General features: G+C 63.0%; 17 protein-coding genes. All 17 read left to right on the top strand.

Features of this window, described 5'->3' with window-relative positions:
- The first annotated feature begins 155 nt into the window (after nucleotides 1-155).
- The 17 genes from P0111_01180 (at nucleotide 156) to P0111_01100 (ending at nucleotide 18,929) form a co-directional block, all read left to right on the top strand.
- Nucleotides 156-1,637, top strand: coding sequence for a hypothetical protein (locus tag P0111_01180; GenBank protein MDF0642614.1), 1,482 nt, complete (start codon nucleotides 156-158; stop codon nucleotides 1,635-1,637).
- 12 nt (nucleotides 1,638-1,649) lie between these two features.
- Nucleotides 1,650-2,606, top strand: coding sequence for a hypothetical protein (locus P0111_01175; protein ID MDF0642613.1), 957 nt, complete (start codon nucleotides 1,650-1,652; stop codon nucleotides 2,604-2,606).
- A 155-nt stretch (nucleotides 2,607-2,761) separates the two neighbouring features.
- Nucleotides 2,762-3,910: an efflux RND transporter periplasmic adaptor subunit gene (locus tag P0111_01170; GenBank protein ID MDF0642612.1), complete on the top strand. Its 1,149-nt coding sequence runs from the start codon at nucleotides 2,762-2,764 to the stop codon at nucleotides 3,908-3,910.
- The gene (locus P0111_01165) at nucleotides 3,907-7,095 is read left to right on the top strand and encodes a multidrug efflux RND transporter permease subunit (GenBank protein ID MDF0642611.1); all 3,189 of its coding nucleotides are present in this window, start codon (nucleotides 3,907-3,909) and stop codon (nucleotides 7,093-7,095) included. Before P0111_01170 ends, P0111_01165 begins: the two co-directional genes overlap by 4 nt.
- A gap of 1 nt (nucleotide 7,096) precedes the next feature.
- Nucleotides 7,097-8,530, top strand: a complete 1,434-nt coding sequence (locus P0111_01160; GenBank protein ID MDF0642610.1) for an efflux transporter outer membrane subunit — start codon at nucleotides 7,097-7,099, stop codon at nucleotides 8,528-8,530.
- Between the two features lie 153 nt (nucleotides 8,531-8,683).
- Nucleotides 8,684-9,226, top strand: a complete 543-nt coding sequence (locus P0111_01155) for a hemerythrin domain-containing protein (GenBank protein MDF0642609.1) — start codon at nucleotides 8,684-8,686, stop codon at nucleotides 9,224-9,226.
- A gap of 158 nt (nucleotides 9,227-9,384) precedes the next feature.
- A complete protein-coding gene (gene ybaL, locus P0111_01150) occupies nucleotides 9,385-11,019 on the top strand; it encodes a YbaL family putative K(+) efflux transporter (protein MDF0642608.1) in 1,635 nt (544 codons plus the stop codon).
- Between the two features lie 160 nt (nucleotides 11,020-11,179).
- A complete protein-coding gene (pqqA, locus tag P0111_01145; GenBank protein ID MDF0642607.1) occupies nucleotides 11,180-11,338 on the top strand; it encodes a pyrroloquinoline quinone precursor peptide PqqA in 159 nt (52 codons plus the stop codon).
- The gene (gene pqqB / locus P0111_01140; protein MDF0642606.1) at nucleotides 11,335-12,258 is read left to right on the top strand and encodes a pyrroloquinoline quinone biosynthesis protein PqqB; all 924 of its coding nucleotides are present in this window, start codon (nucleotides 11,335-11,337) and stop codon (nucleotides 12,256-12,258) included. Before pqqA ends, pqqB begins: the two co-directional genes overlap by 4 nt.
- Nucleotides 12,255-13,019 carry a pyrroloquinoline-quinone synthase PqqC gene (pqqC, locus tag P0111_01135; GenBank protein ID MDF0642605.1) on the top strand — a complete coding sequence of 255 codons (765 nt, stop codon included), beginning with the start codon at nucleotides 12,255-12,257 and terminating at the stop codon, nucleotides 13,017-13,019. The genes pqqB and pqqC overlap by 4 nt, the downstream gene beginning before the upstream one ends.
- Nucleotides 12,988-13,269, top strand: coding sequence for a pyrroloquinoline quinone biosynthesis peptide chaperone PqqD (gene pqqD / locus P0111_01130; GenBank protein MDF0642604.1), 282 nt, complete (start codon nucleotides 12,988-12,990; stop codon nucleotides 13,267-13,269). The genes pqqC and pqqD overlap by 32 nt, the downstream gene beginning before the upstream one ends.
- Nucleotides 13,266-14,378, top strand: coding sequence for a pyrroloquinoline quinone biosynthesis protein PqqE (pqqE, locus tag P0111_01125; protein ID MDF0642603.1), 1,113 nt, complete (start codon nucleotides 13,266-13,268; stop codon nucleotides 14,376-14,378). Before pqqD ends, pqqE begins: the two co-directional genes overlap by 4 nt.
- Before the next feature lie 50 nt (nucleotides 14,379-14,428).
- Nucleotides 14,429-15,604, top strand: a complete 1,176-nt coding sequence (locus P0111_01120; GenBank protein ID MDF0642602.1) for a PQQ-dependent sugar dehydrogenase — start codon at nucleotides 14,429-14,431, stop codon at nucleotides 15,602-15,604.
- 49 nt (nucleotides 15,605-15,653) lie between these two features.
- Nucleotides 15,654-16,082, top strand: coding sequence for an OsmC family protein (locus tag P0111_01115; GenBank protein ID MDF0642601.1), 429 nt, complete (start codon nucleotides 15,654-15,656; stop codon nucleotides 16,080-16,082).
- 101 nt (nucleotides 16,083-16,183) lie between these two features.
- Nucleotides 16,184-17,107: an MBL fold metallo-hydrolase gene (locus P0111_01110; GenBank protein MDF0642600.1), complete on the top strand. Its 924-nt coding sequence runs from the start codon at nucleotides 16,184-16,186 to the stop codon at nucleotides 17,105-17,107.
- Nucleotides 17,108-17,140: 33 nt separating this feature from the next.
- Nucleotides 17,141-17,824: an HAD family hydrolase gene (locus P0111_01105; GenBank protein ID MDF0642599.1), complete on the top strand. Its 684-nt coding sequence runs from the start codon at nucleotides 17,141-17,143 to the stop codon at nucleotides 17,822-17,824.
- A 139-nt stretch (nucleotides 17,825-17,963) separates the two neighbouring features.
- A complete protein-coding gene (locus tag P0111_01100; protein MDF0642598.1) occupies nucleotides 17,964-18,929 on the top strand; it encodes a hypothetical protein in 966 nt (321 codons plus the stop codon).
- Nucleotides 18,930-19,006 lie beyond the last annotated feature (77 nt).

Below are 19,006 nucleotides of genomic sequence, written 5' to 3'. Positions count from 1 at the left end.
TTGCCACTTTATCTCGTTGACATCTGTGTTCCTGAAAACTAGCCTGTGCGTACCCGGACGGCGCATCCCCGTAGCAGCGTATTGGGAAGGGCCGGCGGGGAAGCCTATCGGCCTGTGGGAAACACGCGGCGCCTGCGGGATCAGGACTGATCGAGATGGACTGCCGGCTCTATCCTCGCCCCGTTCCGATCACCGCAGCAGGCGGCTCCGCTGGGGACCGGCTGCAGATCTGGATCGGCCTGTTCGATGTGACGGCCCCTCCCCCGCTCCAGTGGCTGGTGAACGGGGCGCCTGCCGCACCGACACCGATTGTGCCTCTTGGCGCCGTGCGCAAGCCGCCGCTCGTCGCGGACACCGTTTCCAGGGCCTTCACCGGCATCTATGAATTCACCGGCCTGCAACCTGACACCTCCTTCACGTTTACCGCGAACGTGGGAGGTGAACGGGTGTCGATCGACGCGCGGACCTTACCGAATGAACTTCCGGCCGGCTTGACCAACCCATTTCACGTGTTGCTCGTCTCCTGCTACTACCAGCCGGAGGATCGCAGCGAGTTGGTCAGTGCGATCGTCCGTGGATTCAACGGAAGCGTCAGGCCGCACTTGACGTTGTTATTGGGCGATCAGGTCTATCTCGACCTTCCCACCCTCACGGATTTTGAAGATGATGAGTCGTGGCTGGCCGAGCGGTTCGAAAGCTCGTATGTGAGAAATTGGCGAGGACCCGGCGGCTTGACGGCGATCCTGGCTTCGGCGCCCTGCGTGGGCATTCCGGACGATCACGAGTATTGGAACAACGCCCCTCATTTCAGCCCGATCATCGGCAACACGAAGTCCAAGGATGGTCGGGAACGGTGGCGCAGGGCTGCGGAAACCTTGTATCGAGGTTTCCAGCTTCCGGGTCGGCTCGAACCGGGCGATCCCTTCATCTTGGATGTTCCCCCGCTTTCGTTCTTCTTGGCCGACTCGCGGAGCCGGCGGACTGAGGATGAGGGCGAGCCTGGTCGATCGATGCCCCTTCAGGCGCTGCAGGCGTTTCAAGCCTGGTGCGGCCGTCTGGCCCGGGACCGCCTGTTCGGCGTCTTCGCCACGGGACAATCGCTCTATGATGCGCCGGTCGGAGCCTTGACAGGCAGCATCGCGGACTATGCCCTCGCGAATTACCAGGACTATCCGGACCTGATCCGTGAGGTCGTGTCTGTTCCCAACCGGGGGCAACCGCTCCTCTGCCTCACCGGGGACGTCCATTGGGGCCGGGTGACGCAAACCGTGGACGTGAGCCTCGCCCGTCCTGTGCTGTATGAAGTCATCTCATCACCCAGCGCGTTGGTCGGTACGGTGGGCATGGATCAGCTGAAAAGGGCCGGCGGGTTCCTGGGAGGCTTGTTTGGGAAACGGGATCCATGGCCGCGTCACGCGAATCCGGAGGAGGCGCCCGACTTTCTCGCAAGCAAATGGCTCGGCAAGCGATACCGATCGGATGACCTGCACGGCCAACCGGGCGATCAGGTCGTGCTCCTCTCGTTCACCCGCGCCGGTACCGGGGTCGATGTACAAGCGACGTATTATCCGATCCATCAGGATAGTTCCGTGCGGCAGCCGATCTCCGTGGGTCCGCTGCTGCTGCGACCGTTGTGAGAAGGAGGATCTATGCTTCCGATAGCCGCGGCGCGAACCGACAAGAAATCAGACTGCATCGAGTCGCTTCCGGGCGACGCGGGCGAAGACAACGTGGCTTGGTTGCAACGGGCCGCGGGGAAGGTGGCGGCGAACTTCGGTCAGCGGCAGGCATCCTCAGGCCACATCCGGCTGGTCCTTCTGGGCGGCACGGACCCGGTTTCCTTTCGCCTTCGTGTCGCCCAGGCCCATGTTCGACATGATCTGACGCCGAGCAGTTGGTCGCACGTCGTCCTGTGTGATCCAAGGGAGGCCGCGTCGGTCCACGAAATTTCTCTCGAGCCGCCGGCCGGGTTTCGGTATCCGGTTCCGAACAATGGATTGCAACAGGGGACCATCGAGGCCTACCGCGATCGCGCCCTGTACCCGAACATCGCGTTGATCGGCATCCGCAGCACCGAGAAGCTCACTTGGGAGAAGATCGACGGGACGTTCAAGCAGTTTCAGAAACAACGGACCGCGCTCGATGGGATCGAGCTGATCGTGCGGTGGCTGGCCTTTGTCTGGGGAGCCGGGCGCGCAGGCAATCCTCTGCTGGAAGGCTTCGGCATTCCCTCGGCCGCCATGTTGGAGGTGGTGTTCAGCGCGCTCGGATATGATTTGACTCCGGGGCTGGAGAGCCGGTCCAGTTGCCCCGAGGCGATCTGGCAGGCGGTCAATTGGTGGCATGATTACTACGGTCCGGCAGGCATCGAAGCGCCCCGTTGTGTTCACCGAGTCGATCACCGCCTCGTTCCGGAATCCGCCCAGGCGATGGAATCGGCCGCTCTTAAACACAGGGTCGCAGAGCCTCCCTCTGCCTCCACCACGGCGGCAGAGCCGACGGCCCGTCCCACGGCTGGGCATCGAAGCGCTTCCCGGAGCATGCAAGCCGGGGCCAAGCGAGCGACACGCACCGCTCCCAAGAAAAAGCGTTCACGTCGCTCCTAACGTGCATTATTCATGGACGCGTCCGCTGCATGCCATTGCGGGACAGACAGTCGAGGCCGCCGTCAGGTGCGTCATTCTCGCGCCAAGCGCAGTCCAGCGGCGCTCGACTTCGCACGCGCGCATGAAGGCCGGCGAGCCGACAGACGGGTGTCGCCGTGACTGAAGCGATTCCAACGAGGCTCGCGGTCGGCGTGCTTCTTTTGATGGGAGCAGCCGGCCTGTCCGGCTGCAAAGGCGAAGCCGGCTCATCAGCCGCCCGTCCCCTCCCCGAGGTTCAAATCGTCGAAGTCAGTTCTCAGACCGTGCCCGATGAACCGGAGCTGATCGGGCAAGCCGAGGCGTCGAGCATCGTCGAAATCCGGCCGCAAGTGACCGGGATCATCAAGCAGCGGTTCTACCCCGAGGGCCGTGACGTCAAGCAAGGCGATCGTCTCTACGAGATCGATCCCGTGCCCTTCAAGGCGGCGGAGATCAGCGCCAAGGCAAGGGTCGCGCAGGCGGAAGCGCGGTTGGTGCAGGCCAAACAGAACCTCGCTCGTGTCAAGCCGTTACTCGCAGAGGATGCCGTCAGTCAGAAGGACGTCGATGACGCCTTCGCGGAAGACCTCGCGGCCAAGGCGGCCTTGGAGGCGGCAAAAGGAGATCTGGTCAAAGCCAAATTCGATCTCGATAACACGCTCATCGTCGCCCCCATCGACGGCTTGATCGAGCGGACCCGGTCGTATCAAGGCCGGCTGGTGACCGCGCAAACGGACCTCCTGACCGTGATTCATCAAGTCGATCCCATGAATGTCATTGTGAGCGCGCCGGAGAGTTTCCTCCTCAAGCGAAGGCGGGACATCCTGTCGCAGCGGATTCAGCATCCGGGGATCTACAGTTTGACCGGCACCATCATCTTTGTGGACGGGACGATCTACCCTCACCAGGGCAAGCTGGATTTTGCCGACATCAGCTTGCGGTCGGAGACCGGTTCTCGGCAGGCGAGGGTCGTGTTCCCGAACCCGGACCGGATGCTGTTACCCGGCCAGTTCGTGACCGTGCGTTTTCACGGAGTATCGAAACCCAACGCCATCCTCATCCCGCAGCGGGCGGTGCAGCAGGGGCCGAAGGGCGCCGTCGTCTATGTGGTCGGCGAGGGCGACAAAGTGGAACTCCGAGATGTGAAGGCGTCGGATTGGGAAGGGGACCGCTGGCTGATCGAAGAGGGGCTCCGTGCCGGCGAGCGTGTGATCGTGGACGGGTTCTCGCGGGTCGTGCCGGGAGCCCAGGTCAAGGTGGTGTCTGCAGAGGCGCAGCCGAAATGATCCTGAGCTTTCTCATCGATCGCCCGATTTTTGCGTCGGTCCTCTCCATCATCATCATCGTGGTGGGGCTAGTGGCGATGCAGGCGCTGCCCATCGCGCAATTTCCGGAGATCACCCCTCCGGTCGTACAGATCGAAGCCGATTATCCGGGCGCGAGCGCGGAAGTCGCGGCGGAATCGGTGGCCCGCCCCATCGAGTTGCAGCTCCCCGGCATCGACAATCTCCTCTACTTCGATTCCACCAGCACGAACGACGGTCACGTGAGCATCCGGCTGACCTTCGAGATCGGCACCAACGTCGACATCGCGCAAGTCCAGACGCAGAACCGCCAGAAGCTGGCGGAGCCGCAACTCCCGCCTGAAGTCGTCCGCCAGGGGATCACCGTCAAGAAAATGTCCCCGGATCTTCTGGCGGTCATGGTGCTCCAATCGGACGATCCTCAGCAGGACGCCTTCTTCCTCTCCAACTTTGCCATCCTGCGCATCCTCGACAACATCAAACGCCTGCCCGGCGTCGGTGACGCTCTGGTCTTCGGGCAGCAGAACTACAGTATGCGCCTGATCCTCGACCCGGTCCGCATGGCGCAATTGAGCCTGACGCCGACCGATATCGCGACTGTGGTGCGCGAGCAGAATCGAGATTTTCCCGCCGGCACCGTCGGACGGGAACCGATGCCGATCGCCACCGAACTGACGCTGCCGCTCATTACCGAAGGACGAATGTCCGACGTGCGTGAATTCGAAGAGTTGATCGTCCGGGCCATGCCGAACGGCGCGATGATTCGCCTCAAGGATGTGGCGAGGGTCGAGTTGGGGGCGCAGTCGTACGGCCTCGAAGGCCGCTATAACCGCAAACCCACCGCGCTTCTCCTCACCTTTCTCTCGCCCGGCGCGAACGCGCTCGAAACCGTGAAGCAGGTTCGCAGAGAGATGGAGCGACTGACCAGGATCTTTCCGCCCGGCGTAACCTACGACATTCCCTACGACACGACACGCTTCGTCGAAGTGTCGATCAGGGAGGTCGTGAAGACGCTGATCGAGGCGATGGCGCTGGTCATCCTGGTCGTCTTCTTGTTCTTGCAAAGTTGGCGCGCCACCCTGATTCCCACCCTGGCGGTGCCGGTGTCGCTGATCGGCACCTTTGCGGGGATGGCGGCGCTCGGATTTTCGATCAATACCCTGACCCTGTTCGGGTTGGTGCTCGCCATCGGCATCGTCGTCGATGACGCGATCGTGGTCGTGGAGAACGTGGAGCGGCATATGGAAGGCGGGCTGTCGCCCAGGGAGGCCGCAAAGAAAGCCATGGGCGAGGTGGCCGGACCCGTGATCGCAATCGTCCTGATTCTCTGCGCGGTCTTCGTGCCGGTCGGCTTTCTTGGAGGCATCACCGGCCAGCTCTACAAGCAATTCGCCATTACGATCGCCGTCTCCGTCGCGATCTCAGGATTCGTGGCGCTCACGCTGAGCCCGGCCCTGTGCGCGATCATCCTGAAGCCGAGCCATGGTTCCCGCGGCGGCTTGTTCGGAGCGTTTAACCGGGTGTTCGATCGGATCCAACGTCGGTATGCGAACGGCGTCGGCTACGTGTTGAAGCACTCCGCGCTCTCGCTGGCGCTGTTCGGCGTCGTGCTCGCGATCGTCGTCGGCCTGTTTCGGACGATTCCGGTGGCCTTCTTGCCGGAGGAGGACCAGGGGTACTTCATCACCATCGTGCAGCTGCCGGACGGGGCCTCGAAGAAGAGGACCGATGCGGTCCTGGACCGAGTCGAGCAGTACTACCACACCCTGCCTGCGATCTATGGAACGCAGGCGTTGTCGGGACAGAACTTCGTCTTCAATACGCGGGGCACCAATACCGCGACGATGTTCGCGCCGCTCAAACATTGGGATCAGCGAACGGGGAAGCAGGACCATGTGAAGTCGCTCATCGCCGGCGCATTCAGAGAGTTCGCAAAAATTCCCGGCGCGACGATTCTGGCCTTCAACGCGCCGTCGATCCGCGGCCTGGGCGCCACCGGCGGATTTTCCGTCCAGCTCCAGGACCCGAGCGGCGGAGACTTCAAGAAATTCGGGGCCGTGGCCCAGGAGTTCGTCGCCAAGGCGAGGCAGGATCCGGCGATCGGGGCGATCAGCACCAGTTTTCGCGTGAGCGCCCCGAGCGTTCACGCCAAGATCAACCGAGAGCGAGCCAAGGCGCTCGGGGTGCCGATCTCGGAGGTGTTCGACACGCTCCAGGCCTTCTTCGGGAACCTGTATGTGAACGATTTCGTCAAGTTCGGCCGCGTCTATCGGGTCCAGACCGAGGCGGAACCCCAGTACCGGTCCCGCCCCGGTGATATCAGCAAAATCTACGTTCGAGCGTCGAACGCCCAAGGCTCGGCGCAGGGCTCGGCGATGGTGCCGCTCGACACGGTGGTCACGACCACCTATACCAGCGGGCCGGATCCCGTCACCCACTTCAACGGCTTCAACACCGCCCTTGTCCTGGGTTCCGCGGCGCCGGGATACAGTTCGGGCCAAGCGCTCGACGCATTGGAGCGAGCGGCGCGGGAGGTGCTGATGCCCCAAGGGTTCGACATCGACTGGAGCGGCATTTCGTATCAGGAGCGCAAAGCCGGCGCCCAGTCGAGCGTGGCGTTCGGTTTCGGGCTGCTCATGGTGTTTCTGGTGCTGGCCGCGCAATACGAGAGTTGGAGCGTGCCGTTTGCCGTGATCTTGGCCGTGCCGTTCGGCGTGTTCGGAGCGTTGTCGGCCGTGTGGCTTTCAGGGATGGCCAACGACATCTATTTCCAGATCGGCCTGGTGACGCTGATCGGACTGGCGGCGAAGAACGCCATCCTGATCGTGGAATTTGCCAACCAGCGCTACGCCCACGGCCTGTCGTTGATGGACGCAGCGGTCGAGGCCGCGCGGCTGCGATTTCGGCCGATCCTCATGACCTCGTTGGCGTTCATTCTGGGGGTGGTGCCGCTGTTGGTTGCCGGCGGCGCAGGGGCTGCCAGTCGCCATTCGATCGGCACCGGCGTCTTCGGCGGGATGATCGTGGCGACGTTTCTCGCCGTCTTCTTTGTTCCGTTGTTCTTCGTCCTGGTGCGGACGTTCGGCCGGCCGATCGTCGAGCCGCTCCCCGGAGCCGGGACGGACCCGGCCGGACTCGTCTCGGCACCCGAGGAAGGAGCACATTGATATGCGTACCCTCTCGCTGATAGGGCTTTCGGGATGGCTGCTCTCCTGCGCGGTGGGGCCCGATTATTCACGCGTCGACATTCCCATCACCGACTCGTTCCGTATGGCCGAGGAGGAGGCCGATTTGCCGTCGCTGGCCAACATGCCGTGGTGGGAACTCTATCGGGACGAGGAACTCCAGAAGCTCATTCGTATTTCGCTGGAAGAGAACAAGGATCTCGAGCGCGCGGTCGCCACGGTCGAAGAGTTCGAGGCCCGGCTGTTCATCGCACGGACCGACTTTGCTCCCCAGATGACGGCCACGGCCAACGGCCCGGTCGTGAGGCGAGGGGGAGTGCGGTTCTCCGGATTTCCCAACCCGTTCAATTACTACCTGCAGGGGAATCTCGCCTGGGAGCTCGACGTGTGGGGACGAATCCGCCGGTCGAACGAAGCGGCCCGCGGCGACCTCTTGGCTCGGGAAGAGAATCGTCGCGCGATCATCTTGCAACTGGTCGGCGGAGTCGCTCAGGCCTATTTCGATCTGCGGCAATTCGATTTGCAGTTGGAGATCGCCGAGCGCACCTTGCGGGCCTGGGACGAGTCGGTGCGCATCAGTCAAGCGCGGCACCGACAGGGGCTGATTCACAGACTGGACGTGGAGCAATTCCAAGCCGAGCGGGAGAATGCCGCGGCTCGGATCGCCGAGCTGAAGCGGCAAATGATTCAGAAGGAGAATGAATTGGGTGTGCTCTTGGGGAGAAATCCCGGTCAGATTCCACGCGGGCAATCGTTGACCGATCAAGTGATGCCGCCGGTGGTGCCGGCCGGCCTTCCCTCCGAATTGCTGCAGCGGCGTCCGGATGTCGTGCAGGCTGAGCAGCAGCTGGCGGCGGCGACCGCCAGGATCGGGGCCGCCAAAGCCGACCGCTTTCCGAAAATCTCCTTGACCGGGATTCTGGGCATCGCCAATCCGAGCCTCACCAAGCTCTTCACGCCCGGCTCGGACTTCGGCGTATTGGGTCCGGGCATCACCGCCCCGCTGCTGAATGCGCAACTTCTAGGATTCCAGCAGGAGGCCGCTGAAGCGCAAGCTCGGCAGGCGGTCGCCCAATACCGACAAACGATCCTCGTGGCCTTCAAGGAAGTTGAAGATGCCCTGGCAGGAGTCACCACGTCTCGTGAGCAGTCCGCCGCACAAGAGAGACAGGTCAACGCCTTGCAAGCGGCCTTGCGCCTCGCGAATCTCCGGTACAAGGGCGGTCTGGCGAACTATTTGGACGTCCTGATCGCGCAGCGGAATCTGTTCGACGCCGAACTCTCCCTCGCATCGACTCGGCGTCTGTATCTGACCTCGGTGGTCCAGCTCTACAAGGCGTTAGGCGGCGGGTGGTCGCCCGACCATGTGGGGCAGGAACAGCCGGTCGCCGCAGCGTATGACGCGCGAGCGAACTGAGCGTAAGGGTTTGAGCCCTGCCCGCGAGGTCCGCGTCGGAAAAGGAATCCATGCGTAATCATCGGGGATCGGGCTTCCCGATTCGCCGGTTGGGGCGGCCTCCGGGGGCGGCGAGCCGGCGAAGATGCACGCGTGTGCGTGTGGAGACGTGTAATGGGTGAAGCGACAATCCGGACGAGCGGGCCTCTTGGGTGCTACCTCACGGAGGATCACCGGCGACTCGAGAGGCTGTTGCAGGCGACTGCGACCGATTCCGACAAGCTTGACGACTCTTCATACGCCCTATTCCGTGCAGGGCTGCTACGGCACATTGGAATGGAAGAGAAGATCCTCCTCACCGCTGTTCACCGACTTCGGGGTGGGGAACCGCTTCCTGTGGCCGCCAAGCTCCGGCTCGATCACGGGGCCCTCGCGGCGCTCCTGATGCCGACACCGACGGGTGCAATCATCGCGACGATCCGAGCCATCCTCGCGGACCACGATCAGCTGGAGGAAGGCCCAGGCGGTGTCTATGAAATCTGCGACGAGTTGGCCGTCTCCGAAGCGGAGCAACTCCTCGCCAAGCTTCGTGCGGCTCCAGAGGTGAGCGTGATGCCCCACTCGGACGGTCCCGCGGTGATGCACGCCGTGCATCGCGCGCTGGAGCGGGCCGGGTATCGCCTGCGCGCCGGCATCGAACAACAGCCCCGCGAGTGAGTGGTTCAAGGTCTTGCCCGCCGGCTCCCTCGTCTTTATCATTCTCGAAGCGAAGCGATCATGAACGTCTCTTCGGTCGCCCGGAGGCCTCGCTCTTACTCTGACAAGGACATGATGAACATAATCGGCAGGCGCTGTCTGATGTCTGGACCTGGCACATGACCCCACATCCCCTGATTTCCATCTTGGTCGGCGGCTTCGTGGTCGCGTTCGTGTTCGGCGCGATCGCGAACCGCCTCCGGGTGGCTCCCGTCGTCGGATACTTGCTGGCGGGTATCGTGATCGGCCCGTTCACACCGGGGTTCGTGGCCGACGGCTCGCTGGCGCCGGAGCTGGCTGAAGTCGGCGTGATTCTTCTGATGTTCGGGGTGGGGCTCCATTTCTCGATCAGCGACCTGCTGTCCGTGCGGCACATCGCCATTCCCGGCGCCATCGCGCAGATCATCATAGCCACCGGCCTCGGATGGGGACTGGGATATGCGATCGGGTGGTCTCTCGGCACCGGTTTGATGTTCGGCTTGGCGTTGTCCACTGCGAGCACGGTCGTCCTGCTTCGAGCACTGGAAGACCGGCGCCTGGTCGACACGTCCGAGGGCCGGATTGCGATCGGATGGCTGATCGTCGAAGACATCGCCATGGTCGTCGCCTTGGTGGTGGTGCCGGCGCTGTCGGGCGCGCTGAAGGGCTCGTCCGGACCTTCGGCACAGCTCGGTCCGCTCCTGTTCACGCTCGCGGTGACGCTCGGCAAGGTCCTGCTCTTCATCACCTTGATGCTGGTCATCGGCAAGCGGGTGATCCCGTGGGCCTTGGAACAGGTGTCGAAGACCGGATCGCGTGAATTGTTCACGCTGGCCCTGTTGGCCATCGCGCTCGGCACGGCCTTCGGATCGGCCACTCTCTTCGGCGTCTCCTTCGCGCTGGGGGCGTTCTTTGCCGGGCTGATCCTGAACGAATCCGAACTGAGCCATAAAGCGGCGGCCGACACGCTTCCGTTACGGGACGCCTTCGCCGTCCTCTTTTTCGTCGCGGTGGGCATGCTGTTCGACCCGAGCATCCTGGTCCGCCAGCCCTGGGCCGTCGCCGGGACGTTGCTGATCATCCTGGTGGGAAAATCGCTTGCCGCCTGGGTGATCGCCCTGTTGTTCGGACACCCCCAGCGCGTGGCGCTCACCATTTCGGCCAGCCTGGCACAGATCGGCGAATTTTCGTTCATGCTGGCGGAACTCGGCGTCCATTGGAATCTGCTGCCGCACGAGGGGCGAGATCTGATTTTGGCGGGCGCGATTCTGTCCATCGTCATGAACCCCGTGTGGTTCATGATCGTGGACCGGCTCCAGCCGCGTGGCCGTCGGGCCGGGCCTGCGACCGCACCGGCCTTCTCGGCCAAGGATCACGTGATTCTCGTCGGGCACGGCCGGGTCGGCTCACTGGTGCATCGGGCGCTGAGGGACGAGAATCAGCCGGTCCTGGTCATCGAAAACGACGCCGAAGTCGTCCGCACGTTGCGCGTGCAAGGAGAGCGGGTGATTCTCGGCAATGCGGAGGCGCCGGGAATACTCGAAGCCGCCCAAGTGGGCCGCGCGCGCATGCTGATCAGCGCGATCCCCAACGTGTTCGAGGCCGGCCAGGTCATCGAGCGCGCCCGGGCCCTCAATCCGTCGATCGAAGTCGCGGCGTGCGCGCAGTCCGATGCGGAAGCGGAACATCTCCGGCGCCGGGGCGCCGGGGTGGTCATCACGGGCGAGCAGGAGATCGCCCGCCGGATGATCGAGTACGCGGGCGAACGGCGATGAGCCGATCCGGTCCTGCATCGTCCGGCGCCCCCGTCTCGAGCAGCCCTCTGGTGATCCGGGAATCATTTCCGTGTACGATGGATGCGATGGAAATCTTGAAGGACATCTCGAAGGACATCTCATAGTGCGGCCGCCTCATCACAGGCCGGAAGGAGGGATCATGCGCAAATGGGAAACGCCTGCCTTTACGGAAATCAGGATGGACGCCGAGATTAACGGCTACCAGCAGGATCGTGACGACATCCCGGACCTCAGAGAGGCCCAGTGCGCGGCAGAGACCACGGCTTCGCAGCAGGAACGCCCAGCGGCGACGACATGATCCTGCGGATCTTGGGGTCGGCAGCCGGCGGAGGCTTTCCGCAATGGAACTGCGCATGCGGCAACTGTCGCGGTCTGCGGCAGGGCGTCATTGCCGCAAGCCCTCGGACGCAGGAGTCGAACGGTCTGAGCGCGGACGGACGCAACTGGTTCTTGATCAACGCCTCTCCCGACATTCGCATGCAGATCGAAGGCTTCGGCTCTCTGCATCCGGTGACGGGGCGCGCTACGCCGATCGAAGCTATTTTTCTCACCAATGGGGATCTTGATCACTGCCTGGGACTCCTCTCCCTTCGCGAGAGTCAGCCCCTCATCATCTATGCGACGGACACGGTCCGACGGGGATTCACGGACGGCAATGTGCTGTACCGGACGTTGGAACGGTTTCCCGGCCAGGTCACCTGGCGAAGGCTCGTGCTTGGAGAAGAGGACGCCGTCCTGTGCGCGAACGGGATTGCGTCCGGCTTGACGGTCACGGCGTTTGCCGTACCGGGGAAACCGCCCGTCCATTTGGAGGGGTTGGTGGCGAGGGAGCATCCTGAACTCAACGTGGGACTTCGATTCCGCCAGGTCGGGAACGGGCGGGTGCTGGCCTATCTGTCGTCCGTCGGGCGCATCACCGCCGCGTTGCTGGATCAATTGGCCGGGGTCGACGGGATTGTGTTCGACGGGACGTTCTGGTCGAGCGACGAGCTGTCGGTCCCGGGTTTTCTCAGAAAGTCGGCCGAAGAGTTGGCCCATTGGCCCGTCGGGGGGGCGGACGGCAGCCTGGCGACATTGGCGGATATTCGCGCCCGACACCGGATCTTCACTCACATCAACAACACGAACCCGATCCTGCGCGAGGATGCTCCAGAGCGAGCCATGGTCGAGGCAGCGGGATGGCAGGTCGGACGAGACGGGATGGAAATTCACGTATGAGTCGGCGCTCCGATCCACGATCCCTGTCGAATGCGGCGTTTCTCGCGAAGCTGCGCCGGGAGGGCGCCTCCCGCTACCACGATCGGCATCCGTTTCACCTCCGTATGCACCAAGGGAAGCTGACAAGAAGACAGCTCCAGCAATGGGTCTTGAACCGGTACTACTATCAAACGCGGATTCCCATCAAAGATGCCTTGATTCTCTCGAAATCGGAGGACCCGGTCTTCCGGCGGGTCTGGATCCGGCGTATCCAGGATCAAGACGGCGGTGAGACCGGTGGCGGGGGACTCGACTCCTGGTTGCTCCTTGCGCGTGGCGTGGGTCTCGATGTCGACGAGGTCCGCAGCCTGCGATCGGTTCTCCCGGGGGTCAGGCTGGCCTGCGACGGCTACGTGCAGTTCGTGCGGGAGGCTTCGCTGCTCGAAGCCGTGGCTTCTTCGCTCACCGAGTTGTTTGCGCCTGCGCTCATGAACCGGCGGCTGGACGCCTGGACTCGCCATTACCCCTGGGTCGGCTCCCAGGCGCTGGCCTACTTTCGGATGCGCCTGTCGCGCGCCGATCTCGACGCGAGGCAAGCCGTCTCGTTCGTGCTGCGGGAGGCGACCACGCGCGAACGTCAAACGGCCTGCATGGAGGCCTTGATCAAGAAGGCGCAAATTTTGTGGCATCTGCTCGATTGCGTCCATACCGCCTACGTCGGGCCGATGTCGGCGAACGAACGGAGCGCCCATGTTCGACCCCATCGTCAGGCCTCGGCTTAGTCCCAAGGCCCGACTTCGGTTTGATCGGCGAACGGGCCGCTATCTGCTGCTGTACCCCGAAGCCGGACTGGACTTGAATGATACGGGATCCGACATCCTGCAGCGGTGTACCGGCGACCGGACGACGGACGACATTATCCAAGAGCTGGCTGACAGGCATGGCGGCGCGGCCCCGGCGGAGATCGCACGAGACGTCCGCGCCTTCGTTATGGCGCTTGCGGACCGCGGGCTGATTCAGGACGCCGAATGAAGACCATCTACCGCCCCTACACGCTGATCGCCGAACTCACCCATCGCTGTCCTCTACGGTGTCCCTATTGTTCGAATCCGACGGACCTGGTCGGTTCAGGGATCGAGCTCGATACGGAGACCTGGCAGCGTGTTTTCGACGAAGCGGAGGCGCTCGGCGTAGTTCAGGTGAATCTTAGCGGAGGCGAGCCGCTGCTGCGGGATGATCTGGAACGGCTCATCGAACGAGCGGCCGCGCGGGGGCTGTACAGCAATTTGATCACGAGCGGGATCCCTTTGACCGTCGAGCGGCTGGGCCGGTTGAAGGCGTGCGGATTGGACAGTGTCCAGGTGTCGGTGCAAGACGCCCGACAGGCGGACGCCGACGCCATGGCCGGAGGACCGGTCTTCGGACGGAAACTCGCGGTCATGCGATGGGTCAAATCTCTGGGGCTGCCGCTGACCATGAACGTGGTGCTCCATCGGGAGAATCTGGGCGAGATCGAGGACATCATCCGGCTGGCTGAACGGATCGGGCCGGACCGCCTCGAGTTGGCGAATGTGCAGTATCTCGGCTGGGCCCTGCGCAATCGGACGGCTCTCCTGCCGACTCGCGAACAGATCGAACGGGCGAGGCCCGTTGCCATCGAAGCCAAACGGCGGCTCCGCGGCACGATGGACCTGTGCTTCGTCCTGCCGGACTATTACGCGGATCGACCGAAGGCCTGTATGGACGGTTGGGGTCGTCGCTATCTGGTCGTGAATCCCGAGGGATTGGCGCTGCCCTGCCACCTGGCCTGCACGATCCCGGGCCTCAGCTTCGACAATGTCCGGCAGCGGCCGCTTGCGGAGATCTGGGAGCGGTCCGACGGTTTCAACCGATTCCGAGGGGAGGAGTGGCTGCCCGACCCTTGCCGGTCCTGTCCGAGCCGGACGGAGGATTTCGGCGGCTGTCGATGCCAGGCCTATCATGTGACGGGAAACGCGGGCGCCGCCGATCCGGCCTGTGCGTTGGCGCCGGACCACCGGACGATCGAAGCAGCGCGGGACCGAGCCGTTCACCAGACCGGGACGCCGGTCGTCTTCGAGTATCGCGACACGCCACGGCCTGTCATGAATGGTGCGGGGTAGCTGAGACTTGCGGAGGCGACCTCGTGCTGCCTCAGCCGACGGAGGACCCTATGCCAGAGAGTCACGACATCGGGATCTATGATCCTCAGGTGCCCCTTCAGACCGGACGGGCGGACCGGGTGCGACCCGTACGCTGGTGGTGGATGGTCTGGCTCTGCCTATTCGTCACGCAAGCCGGGGCCGCGTCACTCCCGCTGGACCGCATCACGCTCCCGCCGGGTTTCACGATTGCGATCTATGCGGCCGATGTGCCGAATGCCCGAGGCATGACCCTTGGCCGGAACGGCACCCTCTTCGTCGGCAGCAAGGAGAAAGGAAACGTGTACGCGGTCGTCGACAAGGATGGAGACCAGCGGGCCGATCAGGTCTTCACGGTCGCCAGTGGACTCCCTATGCCCGTGGGCGTGGCCTATCGAAAGGGGGCGCTCTACGTCTCCTCCGTCGATCGTATCCTGAGGTTCGACGGCATCGAGGAACGGCTGTCGAATCCTCCTGCGGCGGTGACGGTCACGGACCGCTTTCCGAAGGAGAGGTCGCACGGCTGGAAGTTCATCGCCTTCGGACCGGACGGGAAACTCTACGTCCCGGTCGGGGCGCCGTGCAATATCTGCGAGCCGGAGCCGGACCGGTACGGGCTTATCGCGCGCATCAACGAGGACGGCGGAGACTATGAAGTGGTCGCCCGCGGCGTCCGGAATTCGGTCGGCTTCGATTGGGATCCGGCTACACGGGAGTTGTGGTTTACGGACAACGGTCGTGACTGGCTCGGCGACGATCAACCGCCGGATGAGCTCAATCATGCGCCGAAAGCGGGCCTCCATTTCGGCTATCCCTATTGTCACGGGGGCACGATTGCCGATCCGGAGTTCGGGGCTAAACACTCCTGCCCGGAGTTTACGCCGCCCGCCGTGGCGCTTGGCCCTCATGTGGCGTCGCTCGGCATGCGCTTCTATACCGGCGCGATGTTCCCGCCCGAATACCGGGGCCGAATCTTCATCGCGGAGCACGGCTCGTGGAATCGGACGGAGAAAAACGGCTATCGAATTACGGTCGTGTCACGGGACCAGCAAGGCGCTCCGACCTATGCCGTGTTTGCGCAGGGCTGGTTGCGCGGTCAGCAGGCCTGGGGGCGCCCGGCCGACGTCCTGGTCATGCCCGACGGCGCGCTCCTGGTATCCGACGACCTGGCGGGGGTGATCTACCGCATCAGCTATCGACAACCATGAGCCCGTCGCCGACGGGCCACGCAGTCCATTGATGGACAGGGAGGAGAACATGATGAAACGAAGCGCATCCGCCGCGTGGCGGGGAGATCTGAAGGCGGGCAAGGGAACCGTCTCAACGGAGAGCGGTGTCCTGTCGCAGGCCCAGTATTCGTTCGGCACCAGATTCGAAAGCGGGAAGGGCACGAATCCGGAAGAGCTCATTGCGGCGGCTCATGCCGGCTGCTTTACGATGGCGCTGTCGGCGCAGTTGAGCAATGCCGGCCTCGTACCGGAGAAACTCGAAACGACCGCCACGGTGCAATTTGAGAAGCTCGACGCAGGGTGGACGGTCACCAAGATTCATTTGGACGTGAAGGGTACGGTTCCGAAGGCCGACGCCACCGCGTGGGAGAAGGCGACCACGGCGGCCAAGACCGGCTGCCCCGTCTCACGTCTGCTGAATACGACCATTACGATGGATGCGAAACTGGGAGCCTGACAAGCGTCCACGGGAGGAAGCCGGAAATCGGGATGCCCGACGGCCTGATCGTGATGGGAGAGCGGAGAACCATAATGGAGGACGACCGTAAAGGAGCGGCTATGAAGAACATCGAGAGACGGAGGGCGGTGAATCGGGACGGCGCGACCTGTGTGCCGGCTGTGGCCAGGCGCATACTTATGATGTTGGCGCTCGTGGGTCTGCTGGGGCAGAGCTGGCCTGTATTCGGGCAGGAGAGCCGTCCGGAGAACGAGATCACGAGCCTGGGCGACGGCGTGTACGCGTTCCGACATCAGTTCCACCAGGCCATTTTCATCACGACTCCCAAAGGGGTGATCGTCACGGATCCGATCAGCGCCGAGGCGGCGACCTGGCTCAAGAAAGAGATCGGCAAGTACTCCGATCAGCCGGTCCGCTATGTGATCTACAGCCATCATCATGACGATCACATCACGGGCGGGAGCCTCTTTGCCGACCAGGCGCTGTTCGTCAGTCAGGCCGGAGCCACGGCCAAGATTCGGGAGGCGGCGGACCCCCGCACGCCGCTACCGGATCTCACCTTCACGGATCGCCTGTTCATCGACCTCGGCGGCAAGCACGTCGAGCTGATCTATACGGGCAAGAACCATTCGGACAACAGCCTGGTGGTCCTCCTGCCGGAACAGAAACTGCTCTTTGCCGTCGATTTCATTCCGGTCGAGACGGTCGCCTACCGCACGATGAAGAGCGACTATCCGGACGACTGGATTGAGTCGCTCAAGCGCGTCGAGCAATTGGATTTCGACCGGCTGGTGCCCGGTCACGGCAAGATAGGGAACAAGGCACACGTGCGGATGTTCCGCGGCTATCTGGAGGACCTCCGGGCGGCGGTGCAGGAACAACTGCAGAAGGGGGCGAGTCTCGAGGAGGCGAAAAAGGCCGTGCAGCTTCCCAAGTATGAGCGGTGGCAGCACTACGGCGACTGGTTTCCCGAGAACGTGGAAGGGATGTACCGCTATTTGTCGCAGCGACGAGAGACGAAGTAACGGCGATCCCATCGGATCGCGCAGGGGTTCATCATGCCGTCAGGCGAGGTCGTCCTGCTCTTCGACGTGGACAACACGCTGCTCGACAACGATCAGGTAACGGAGGACCTGCGCCGGCATCTGGTGCGGGAGGTCGGTCCCGATCGGGAAGAGCGGTATTGGGCGCTGTTTGAGGAGTTGCGCCGTGAGCTGGGGTATGCCGACTATCTCGGGGCGCTTCAACGGTATCGCATCGAGTATCCGCGCGATCCCCATCTCTTGACGGTGTCCCATTTTCTGATCAACTACCCGTTTGCGGACCGCCTGTACCCCGGTGCGCTCGACGCGATCGATCGGGCGAAGGAGATCGGCAAGGCCGTGATCCTTTCCGACGGCGACGTAGTCTTCCAACCGAGGAAGGTGGAGCGGTCCGGACTGCATCGGGCCGTCGACGGGAACGTCCTGATCTACATTCATAAGGAACAGGAACTCGAGGACGTGGAACGGCGGTTTCCGGCCGAGCGATATGTGTTGGTCGACGACAAGGTCCGGATCCTCTCGGCCGTGAAAGCGATATGGGGCTCCCGTGTAACGACGGTCTTCCCCCGACAGGGCCACTATGCGATGGATTCGCAGGCCGTCGCCCGGTTCCCCCCACCGGATGTGCGCATCGACGCCATCGGAGACCTGCTCGACCCGGACTGTTTCGCCCGGATCCTCGGCGGCGCCGGATCTTGAACCGAGCGTCGCGGCGCCGGTCAAGTCTTCGGTTGAAGCCCGACGGTCGGCTGGCATATAAGTAAGTCAGTGAGGTCAACGAGACAGGCCGGTCCGTGACGCGGGAACGTATTGGTCCATCAACCAGGAGGAGGGTATCGTGAACGGTTTGAGTCATGCGAGTCGAATACTGACTGTAAAATCCAGGGGATGGAGCGCCGGCCGCAATGCGATCCTGCTGGGGGCGCTCGCCCTCGGCCTGGTCCTCACCCCGTACGGCTTTGCCGACGAGGGCCATAGCCAAGGCGCGGCGACACACATGAAAGTCAGTGGGGTTGTCGAGAAGGTGAAGGGCACCCATGTCGTCATCAAGACGCCTTGGGGCCAAATGACCGTCGCTTCACCCGTTCTCCCGAAAGGCCTTGAGCCGGGTGAGGAAGTTGAGATGTGGGTGAACGAGAATAACGCCGTCATCGATGTCCACCGGAAGGGAGACCCGAGCCACACGCATAAGTTCGTGACCGGCAATCTTGCCTATACGTCCGCGGACAAGACGGAAATCAAACTGCAGACGCCCGAAGGCGAAAAGACCTACGACGTGCAGACCGGAAAGTCCAAGCTCTCTGCCATCGCGGAAGGCACGCCTGTCACCGTCGAGGTCAACGAGGCGGGCAAGGTCATCGACGTCCATCGCTTCAACGTCGAGTTGACTTTCAACAAGCAGCCGCGCACCAAGCCCGGCTACAGTATCCAAGCGCATGGCGCGGTGGAGAAGATTCAGTCGGGCGTCATCGTCGTGAAGACGCCCGCGGCTATCTATCGGCTGAACGCCAAGTCTGTCCCTTCCGGCATCAAGGTCGGAGACGAGATTACCTTGTGGGTCAACGAAGAGAACATGGTCGTCGATCATCACATGAAGGGTAAAGCCAACGCGCACCGGCTGATCTCCGGGAAGCTGATTTACGTCGGCAAGACGAAGAAGGAAATCAAGCTCTGGACGCCCGAGGGTGAAAAGGTGTTTCCGCTCGAACGGCTCGAAGTGAAGGCCAAGCCGATCAAGGAGGGATCGACGATCACGGTCGAACTGAACGAAGAAGGGACCGTCGTCAACCTCTGGAAATCGTAACGCGCGCATCGTCAAGATCGGCCGGGATGCCCGATTCCTCGGCATCCCGGCCGATCCTCGCCCCACTACCCTGCCGC

This window comes from Nitrospira sp. (assembly GCA_029194535.1).
Lineage (GTDB): Bacteria > Nitrospirota > Nitrospiria > Nitrospirales > Nitrospiraceae > Nitrospira_C.
The sequence above is the reverse complement of the archived record's forward strand: the minus strand, read 5'-3'. Positions and strand labels throughout refer to the sequence as shown.

Coding starts and splice junctions, on each gene's coding strand:
- P0111_01115 (MDF0642601.1), top strand. CDS start 15,654: ATGATGAAACGAAGCGCATCCGCCGCGTGGCGGGGAGATCTGAAGGCG.
- P0111_01165 (MDF0642611.1), top strand. CDS start 3,907: ATGATCCTGAGCTTTCTCATCGATCGCCCGATTTTTGCGTCGGTCCTC.
- P0111_01175 (MDF0642613.1), top strand. CDS start 1,650: ATGCTTCCGATAGCCGCGGCGCGAACCGACAAGAAATCAGACTGCATC.
- P0111_01110 (MDF0642600.1), top strand. CDS start 16,184: ATGAAGAACATCGAGAGACGGAGGGCGGTGAATCGGGACGGCGCGACC.
- pqqE (MDF0642603.1), top strand. CDS start 13,266: ATGAAGACCATCTACCGCCCCTACACGCTGATCGCCGAACTCACCCAT.
- P0111_01155 (MDF0642609.1), top strand. CDS start 8,684: ATGGGTGAAGCGACAATCCGGACGAGCGGGCCTCTTGGGTGCTACCTC.
- P0111_01120 (MDF0642602.1), top strand. CDS start 14,429: ATGCCAGAGAGTCACGACATCGGGATCTATGATCCTCAGGTGCCCCTT.
- P0111_01105 (MDF0642599.1), top strand. CDS start 17,141: ATGCCGTCAGGCGAGGTCGTCCTGCTCTTCGACGTGGACAACACGCTG.
- pqqD (MDF0642604.1), top strand. CDS start 12,988: ATGTTCGACCCCATCGTCAGGCCTCGGCTTAGTCCCAAGGCCCGACTT.
- ybaL (MDF0642608.1), top strand. CDS start 9,385: ATGACCCCACATCCCCTGATTTCCATCTTGGTCGGCGGCTTCGTGGTC.
- pqqC (MDF0642605.1), top strand. CDS start 12,255: ATGAGTCGGCGCTCCGATCCACGATCCCTGTCGAATGCGGCGTTTCTC.
- pqqA (MDF0642607.1), top strand. CDS start 11,180: ATGCGCAAATGGGAAACGCCTGCCTTTACGGAAATCAGGATGGACGCC.
- P0111_01160 (MDF0642610.1), top strand. CDS start 7,097: ATGCGTACCCTCTCGCTGATAGGGCTTTCGGGATGGCTGCTCTCCTGC.
- pqqB (MDF0642606.1), top strand. CDS start 11,335: ATGATCCTGCGGATCTTGGGGTCGGCAGCCGGCGGAGGCTTTCCGCAA.
- P0111_01180 (MDF0642614.1), top strand. CDS start 156: ATGGACTGCCGGCTCTATCCTCGCCCCGTTCCGATCACCGCAGCAGGC.